Origin of the sequence: Cellulomonas fimi, assembly GCF_012952065.1 — a bacterium.
Classification (GTDB): domain Bacteria; phylum Actinomycetota; class Actinomycetes; order Actinomycetales; family Cellulomonadaceae; genus Pengzhenrongella; species Pengzhenrongella fimi_A.
Genome location: NZ_JABCJJ010000073.1, coordinates 1 through 1425 on the forward strand (window position 1 = coordinate 1; position 1425 = coordinate 1425).

1 protein-coding gene is annotated in these 1425 nt (G+C 71.5%); it reads left to right on the forward strand.

The genetic code is table 11. The features are described 5' to 3' along the window. Positions 1-111 precede the first annotated feature (111 nt). The gene (locus HIR71_RS16240; protein ID WP_169326100.1) at positions 112-1422 is read left to right on the forward strand and encodes an ISL3 family transposase; all 1311 of its coding nucleotides are present in this window, start codon (positions 112-114) and stop codon (positions 1420-1422) included. The last annotated feature ends 3 nt before the right edge of the window (positions 1423-1425 follow it).

A 1425-nucleotide genomic window follows, 5' to 3' on the forward strand; every position in this document is an offset into this window, starting at 1 on the left:
GGGTGTAGGCGGGGGCGGCGCCGGGAGCGACACGGCGTGTCGAGGTCCAGGTAGGGGTCGAGGTCTTCCGATGATGGGAGTTCTGACGCTGCCCATCCGAAAGACCTCGACGTGCCTGACGCTACCTTCGCTCGCCCCGACCTGACCACCTTTGTCCGCCTGGACGAGCTCGGCCTGGAGGTCGTCGGTCAGCGGGTCGAGCCCGATCGGGCCGTGTTGGCCTGCCGGGTCGTCGAGGCGGACAACTGGTGCCGGCGGTGTGGGTGCGAGGGCACCGCGCGCGACACCGTCACCCGCGAGCTCGCGCACGAGCCGCTGGGGTGGCGGCCCACCACGCTGCTGGTCACGGTGCGCCGGTACCGGTGCACCGGCTGCGGGCACGTGTGGCGCCAGGACACCACCGCCGCGGCCGAGCCGCGGGCGAAGCTCTCCCGCCGGGGCCTGCGCTGGGCCCTGGAAGGCATCGTGTGCCAGCACCTCACGGTCGCCCGGGTCGCCGAGGGGCTCGGGGTGTCGTGGAACACCGCCAACGCCGCGGTCCTGGCCGAGGGCCGGCGGGTCCTGATCGATGACCCGACCCGGTTCGATGGCGTCAGCGCCATCGGGGTCGACGAGCACGTATGGCGCCACACCCGTCGCGGGGACAAGTACGTCACCGTCATCATCGACCTGACCGGCGTGCGTGAGGGGACCGGCCCGTCCCGGCTGCTCGACATGGTCGAGGGGCGCTCGAAGCAGGCGTTCAAGACCTGGCTCACCGAGCGCCCGCAGGCCTGGCGCGACGGCATCGAGGTCGTCGCGATGGATGGCTTCACCGGGTTCAAGACCGCCACCGCCGAGGAGCTGCCCGACGCGGTCGCCGTGATGGATCCCTTCCACGTGGTCCGTCTCGCCGGTGACGCGCTCGATGACTGCCGACGGCGCGTTCAGCAGGACACCCGCGGGCACCGGGGCCGCAAGGGCGACCCGCTCTACTCCGCCCGCCGGACCCTGCACACCGGTGCCGACCTGCTCACCGAGAAGCAGAACCAGCGCCTTGACGCCCTGTTCGACGGCGACACCCACGTCGCGGTCGAGGCGACCTGGGCCGTCTACCAGGGCATGATCGCCGCCTACCGCGAGCCCGACAAGGCCCGCGGCCGGGCGAAGATGCGCCGGGTCATAGACTCCCTCGCCTCCGGGGTCCCCGCCGCCCTGAAGGAGGTCCGCAAACTCGGCCGGACCCTCGCCCGACGAGCCGCCGACATCCTGGCCTACTTCGACCGGTCCGGTACCAGCAACGGACCCACCGAGGCCATGAACGGTCGGCTCGAGCACCTACGCGGCTCTGCCCTCGGCTTCCGCAACCTCACCAACTACATCGCCAGATCGCTCCTCGAGACCGGCGGATTCCGACCCCGACTACACCCTCGATCCGGATGAGCC